The 6,306-nt window shown below is 40.5% G+C and carries 4 protein-coding genes; 3 read left to right on the top strand and 1 reads right to left on the bottom strand.

All coding sequences use genetic code 11. The features are described from left to right. Positions 1-387: 387 nt before the first annotated feature. Positions 388-1,446, bottom strand: coding sequence for an L-asparaginase 2 (gene ansB / locus AAEY93_RS15065; RefSeq protein WP_101033199.1), 1,059 nt, complete (start codon positions 1,444-1,446; stop codon positions 388-390). Between the two features lie 1,124 nt (positions 1,447-2,570). Between ansB and aspA the strand changes: the two genes are divergently transcribed. The 3 genes from aspA (at position 2,571) to AAEY93_RS15050 (ending at position 6,295) form a co-directional block, all read left to right on the top strand. Continuing rightward, entirely contained in the window at positions 2,571-4,013 is a 1,443-nt protein-coding gene (gene aspA / locus AAEY93_RS15060; protein ID WP_124012748.1) for an aspartate ammonia-lyase, read from the top strand. A 115-nt stretch (positions 4,014-4,128) separates the two neighbouring features. After that, positions 4,129-5,430 (top strand): anaerobic C4-dicarboxylate transporter, encoded by a 1,302-nt coding sequence (locus AAEY93_RS15055; protein ID WP_124012749.1) that lies wholly within the window; start codon positions 4,129-4,131, stop codon positions 5,428-5,430. Positions 5,431-5,569: 139 nt separating this feature from the next. Further along, positions 5,570-6,295, top strand: coding sequence for a fumarate reductase cytochrome b subunit (locus AAEY93_RS15050; RefSeq protein WP_351077971.1), 726 nt, complete (start codon positions 5,570-5,572; stop codon positions 6,293-6,295). Positions 6,296-6,306: the final 11 nt, after the last annotated feature.

Genomic DNA, 6,306 nt, shown 5'->3' with positions numbered 1-6,306 from the left:
AGTGTAATTTGTTTCATGGGGCTATGATGATCCCATTTGGGACAAAATCAAGCATTTTCAATGATCACGGGTATATATGCAATACAATTCGATTACATTATCAAGTACAAGCCAAAATCAATATGGTTTTAGACAGCAATATGATTTTAGACAGCAATGAGCCAGAACATGTTCTCTAACCCAAAGCGTTTAGATAGTACAGATCTTTGCCGGTATCCACTCTAGAATGCCCCAAGATAAACTAAACTGCACGGATGTTCTTTGTTCGGCGCCACGACTGTGATGTTGATAAAAATCAAAATGTAGCACATAAAAAAGCCAGTCGGAGTGGCCGCTGGCTTGATAACATAGTCGATGAAATTTAGTGCTAATCACATAAATTAGCGCCTAAAACGTCTGGAACCAACGCTGAATTTGTTGAGGATCTTTGCTTTGGGTTAAAGATAGCATCAACAGAATACGGGCTTTTTGTGGATTAAGATTGCCTGCAGCGATAAAGCCATATTTGTCATCATCTATCTCGGCATCAAGAGTCGTAGCACCCGTTGGTACGCGGCTAGAGCGAACAACTAAAATCCCTTTTTTACTCGCCTGAGCTAACGTGTCGAATATAGAGTGGTACATGTTACCGTTACCCACACCAGCACTCACTATGCCATCAAATCCCGCTTCAACCATAACTTTGGCGGGTAAATCACTGGCATTAGCGTAGTTATAAACGATGCCTACCTTTGGTAGCTTGTCGAGTTTACTGATATCAAAAGGCGTTTGAGTCGTATGTTTACGCTCAGTGTTGCCCATGTATTCAACCTTACTGTTATGAAGGACGCCAAGTGGACCAAAATTAGGCGCGGCAAAGGTGTGCACTCCGGTAGTATTAGTCTTAGTCACATCGCGGGCGTTAAGTACGGTATCGTTCATTACGACTAAAACACCTCGGCCTTTAGATTCAGGGTTAGCAGCGATGGCAACCGCGTTATAAAGATTCATCGGACCATCGGCACTCATCGCGGTTGATGGACGCATTGCACCAACGAGTACGACAGGCTTATCGCTCTTAACAGTTAGATTCAAAAAATAGGCGGTTTCTTCTAAGGTGTCGGTACCGTGGGTAATGACGATGCCGTCGACACTTTTATCGGCCAGTAAAATATTAATCCGCTTGGCTAAAGCTAGCCAAACTTTATCGTTCATGTCCTGTGAACCGATTTTAACCAGTTGCTCACCTTGGATATCGGCAAGTTGTTTCATCTCTGGCACAGCCGCAATTAAACTATTAACCCCCACCTCTCCAGACTGATAAGTAGACTCAGTGGCCGACTGGCCCACCCCAGCAATAGTCCCACCAGTGGCAATAATGTGTACCTGTGGAAGTGCCTGCGCCGCAGAGGAGATAAATAACCCCAAGGTGACTGAAAGCAAGAGCTTACGCATAGAAAATTTCATCTTTGTATCCTTTTATTCATTATAAACGCCCCACAGTTTGCACTATTATTTAAGTATCACTGTGACAGTTCTCACTAAAATAGAATAACAATATTGGAGCAAAAAATTTAATTTATTAATAATTAAATACAAATTAACTTATCTGTTCTTTACTAAAAATTACTAATAACATTCAATATTAACGCTAAGGTAACATAGTAGGATGATTAACCTTATAATACCAATTTAATTAATATTTTCTTTATTAAAAAAATCTAATAGACCGGCATTAAATAACAACATCCGAGTAACACCGTTGATTGGTTAATACTAAAAAATATATATTGATGAATCTATTATTTATTAAACAAACCTAATAGACCTTCATTAAATAACAACATATGAGTAACACCGCTGATTGGTTAATACAAATAAAATATATACTTGTTCATCTATCCTTTATTAAGCAAGCCTAATAAGTTTGTATTAAACAACAACATTCGAGTAACACCGCTGATTATTTATTACTAAAAAATATATTTCGATTAACCTATTATTTATTAAGCAAACCTGATAGGTCAGCATTAAATAACAACGTTTGATAGATTAACACTAAAATATATATATATTGATTAATCTACCCTTTATTATGCAAACCTAATAGACTTGCATTAAATATCAACATTTGAATAACACGATCTATTTATTAAACCTCAAATACATCTTGATTAACCTACTCTTTATTAAAAATATCTAATGGATTAAAATAAAATTCGTTAATTAATAGAGTGTAACTTTATACGGCTATTTATTTAATAAAACTTTGGATAACTATTTCACAAGTTAATAAATAAAATAACAAAATATTATCTAATTTATATCAAGACGTAATAGCTCACACAAACTTATCTAGTTGAGATATTTATCTAACAACTAAAAAAAACCTTCCATTTCTGGCGTTTAAGTGATCTTCATCGATATTGAGCTACCTCTAAAAGAGTAATCTTCAATTCAATAGTTAAGGAGACGATTCTCCTTTATGTTTTCGAAGAGTAATTTTCATGTGTAACTTAAATTTATATACACATCCCCAACTCTAAGGTCGAAAATATATCTTACTATTAACTAGATTTAATAGGACCGAAATGAAAGATACTAATAACGTACGGATCGAAGAAGACTTATTGGGTAATAAAGAAGTTTCCAATGAATTCTATTACGGAATACACACATTACGTGCCATCGAAAACTTTAAACTAAGTAATCAAAAAATTTCCGATGTCCCTGAATTAGTTCGAGGCATGATGCTGACAAAAAAAGCGGCTGCCATGGCTAATAGCGAATTGGGTGTCGTTAACCCCGAAATCGCCGATAAGATTATTGAAGCCTGCGATCTGATCCTCACAACAGGGCGATTCGTCGATCAATTCCCAGTCGATGTTTATCAGGGTGGCGCTGGAACTTCGGTGAACATGAATACCAATGAGGTATTAGCCAACGTAGCATTAGAACTCATGGGGCTAGAAAAAGGCCGTTATGATGTCATCAATCCTAATGACCATGTTAATAAGTGCCAATCCACTAATGATGCTTATCCAACGGGTTTTAGAATTGCAGTGATCAACAGCACTGATACCCTACTAGACGCATTAACCGATCTCATCAGTGCTTTTGATACTAAAACCAAAGAATTTGAGACCGTCTTAAAAATGGGCCGCACTCAGTTACAAGACGCAGTGCCTATGACATTAGGCCAAGAGTTTCATGCCTTTGCTGTCACGCTGCGAGAAGAGATTAAATCCATCAAGCGTTGCCAAGAATTATTACTCGAAGTGAATTTAGGCGCAACGGCCATTGGTACGGGTCTTAATACCCCAGAAGGTTACTCCTCACTGGCCATTAAACGTCTGGCGGAAATAACTGGACGCAACTATGTGCCAGCGGAAGATTTGATTGAAGCGACATCGGATTGTGGCGCCTACGTCATGCTACACAGTGCTATTAAGCGTATGGCTATTAAAATGTCCAAAATCTGTAATGATTTGCGCTTGCTTTCGTCGGGTCCACGTACCGGTCTCAAAGAGATCAATTTACCTGAGTTGCAAGCGGGTTCATCTATCATGCCCGCCAAGGTCAACCCTGTAATCCCAGAGGTCGTTAATCAGGTCGCCTTTAAGGTTGTCGGTAACGATATCACTATTACTATGGCCGCCGAAGCGGGCCAATTACAACTTAACGTAATGGAACCTGTCATTGGTCAGGCGATGTTTGAGTCACTCAGTCTTATGGGGAATGCCTGTGTCACGCTGCGCGAGAAGTGTGTTGAAGGGATCACTGCCAACCCAGAAATCTGTATGAACCATGTGATGAACTCCATCGGTATCGTGACTTACCTTAACCCAATTATCGGCCACCATGAAGGTGACATTATCGGCAAAATTTGCGCCCAAACGGGTAAAAATGTTCGCGAAGTGGTGTTAGAGCGCGGTTTATTAACCGTTGAAGAACTAGATGAAATTCTCTCGGTTGAAAATCTGATGCATCCTAAGTTTCAGGCTAAACGAAATACGAGCAAAACCAAAGTGTAACTCAGTGGGGCTGGGGGATCCTCCTCAGCCCAAACTCGATTATTCAACAATAAGCCTGTGTATAACTGACACTTAGAGATACATTGGCAATTAACAACAAAACAGAGTTAACGCTATGATTATATTAGAAATAATTATTGTACTTGGGTCGATTTACCTAGGTGCAAGAATGGGTAGCATGGGGATCGGCTTTGCTGGCGGTCTCGGGGTACTGATACTGACAATGGGACTTGGACTGACACCGGGGACTATACCGATTGATGTGATCCTAATCATTATGTCGGTAATCACCGCCATTGCAGCCATGCAAGAATCGGGTGGGATGGACTATCTCGTCTCACTAGCAGAGAAGTTATTACGTAAACATCCAAAACAAATCACCTTTCTGGCACCTGTCGTCACTTACTTTATGACACTCTTTGCGGGAACGGGTCACACAGCATTTTCAACCTTACCTGTTATTGCCGAAGTGGCAAAAGAGCAAGGTATACGTCCATCTCGCCCTCTCTCTATTGCAGTTGTAGCATCTCAAGTCGCCATTACCGCCTCACCTATTTCGGCGGCAGTTGTGTTCTTCTCGGGCATCCTAGAACCCTTTGGAGTGGATTATTTAGTACTCCTAGCCATATGTATCCCTTCAACTTTTATCGCCTGTATGGTCGGGGCCGTCATAGCCAATGTAATGGGTAAACCACTCGCGGAAGATCCTGTCTACCAAGATCGTTTGGCCAAAGGATTAATCAAAAAACGCGGTAAAACCCAAATTAATATTAAAGACGGTGCTAAACGTTCAGTAGTGATTTTTTTGACAGCGATTGCGACCGTGATGATTTATGCCACTGCAATTTCGGAAAAAGTGGGATTAATTGTTGATCCTGTTTTGCCTCGCAACTCAGCCATCATGGTGATAATGCTAACTGCAGCTGCAGCTATTACGATTATTTGTAAATTAGACGCAAGCAAAATATCGAATGCTGCCACCTTTAAATCAGGTATGTCTGCCTGTGTCTGTGTGTTGGGCGTTGCGTGGTTAGGCGATACTTTTGTTTCTAATCATATTGATGAAATCAAAGGTTTTGCCGGTACTTTATTGCAAAATCAGCCTTGGTTATTGTCGGTAACCCTATTCTTCGCTTCTATGCTGCTCTATTCACAAGGGGCCACAACTAAAGCGCTGATGCCTGCAGCCTTAGCTATTGGTGTAAGTCCTTTGACTGCTATTGCCTCTTTCGCTGCGGTAAGTGCGTTGTTTGTATTACCTACCTATCCAACACTACTGGCTGCTGTCGAGATGGATGACACCGGTTCGACTCGAATTGGTAAAGCTGTATTTAACCACCCATTCCTGATCCCAGGAGTGGTGACCATTGCTACCAGTGTCGCGTTAGCTTTCTTGTTTGGCGGCATGGTTTTATAGCTCAATTTAAAGCAAAATAATTGACGGGCTAATGCCAACAACTGGATTAACCCGCTTATTTTAATCTGTATCTATAGACTTTGTTTTGGCGTAATGCTTGCGCAATTACATCATGACAAACCTTTTAAGTGGTGAATTAATGTCAACAAAAACGCGTGTTCCAACCGCCATAAATGGCGGACCATTTGGGCAAGCTTGGTCGGCGAGAGCCGACTGTTTACAAAGTTTGACCGGTATTTTACTGGGCGCTTTCTTATTAGTGCATATGCATTTTGAGGCAAGCATTTTATTAGGCAAAGAAACCTTCTTTCATGTCGTGCAGTTACTGGAAGGTAGCATGTTTAGTTCTACGGGGCATGGCTTCCAGATAGTGACACAAATCTTTTCGGTCTTTATTTTAGTGTTAGTTGTCGTTCACGCAGCACTGGCATTACGTCGTTTTCCGGTGCAAATAGGTCAATGGCGGGCACTGCGTGGCTTTATGTCCAATATAAAACATAAAGATACTCGAGCATGGTACTGGCAGATGATCACTGGGTTCGTGTTATTTTTCTTAGTATCCGCGCACCTTGGGACTATGATTTTGAATCCTGAAATTGGTCCACACCTCTCGGCCGAACGAGTCTATGATGGCCACGCTTGGCTCTTATATATCGTCTTCCTTCCGGTCGTATTAGTACATGGCATCATTGGGTTATACCGCGTGATATTAAAATGGGGAATAAGCAGTAACCGTCCCCTCATCCGCAAAATAGCTCAGATTTTGATCATCTATTTACTCTGTTTAGGCTCATTAAGTCTAATTACTTACATCTCTATTGGCAGTGAATTATTACATCCAGTACAGCCATTTATGCCTAAGTAATAGACATGCTA

The organism is Shewanella sp. CAL98-MNA-CIBAN-0140 (genome assembly GCF_040309905.1).
Taxonomy (GTDB): Bacteria; Pseudomonadota; Gammaproteobacteria; order Enterobacterales; family Shewanellaceae; genus Shewanella; species Shewanella psychromarinicola.
The sequence above is the reverse complement of the archived record's forward strand: the minus strand, read 5'-3'. Positions and strand labels throughout refer to the sequence as shown.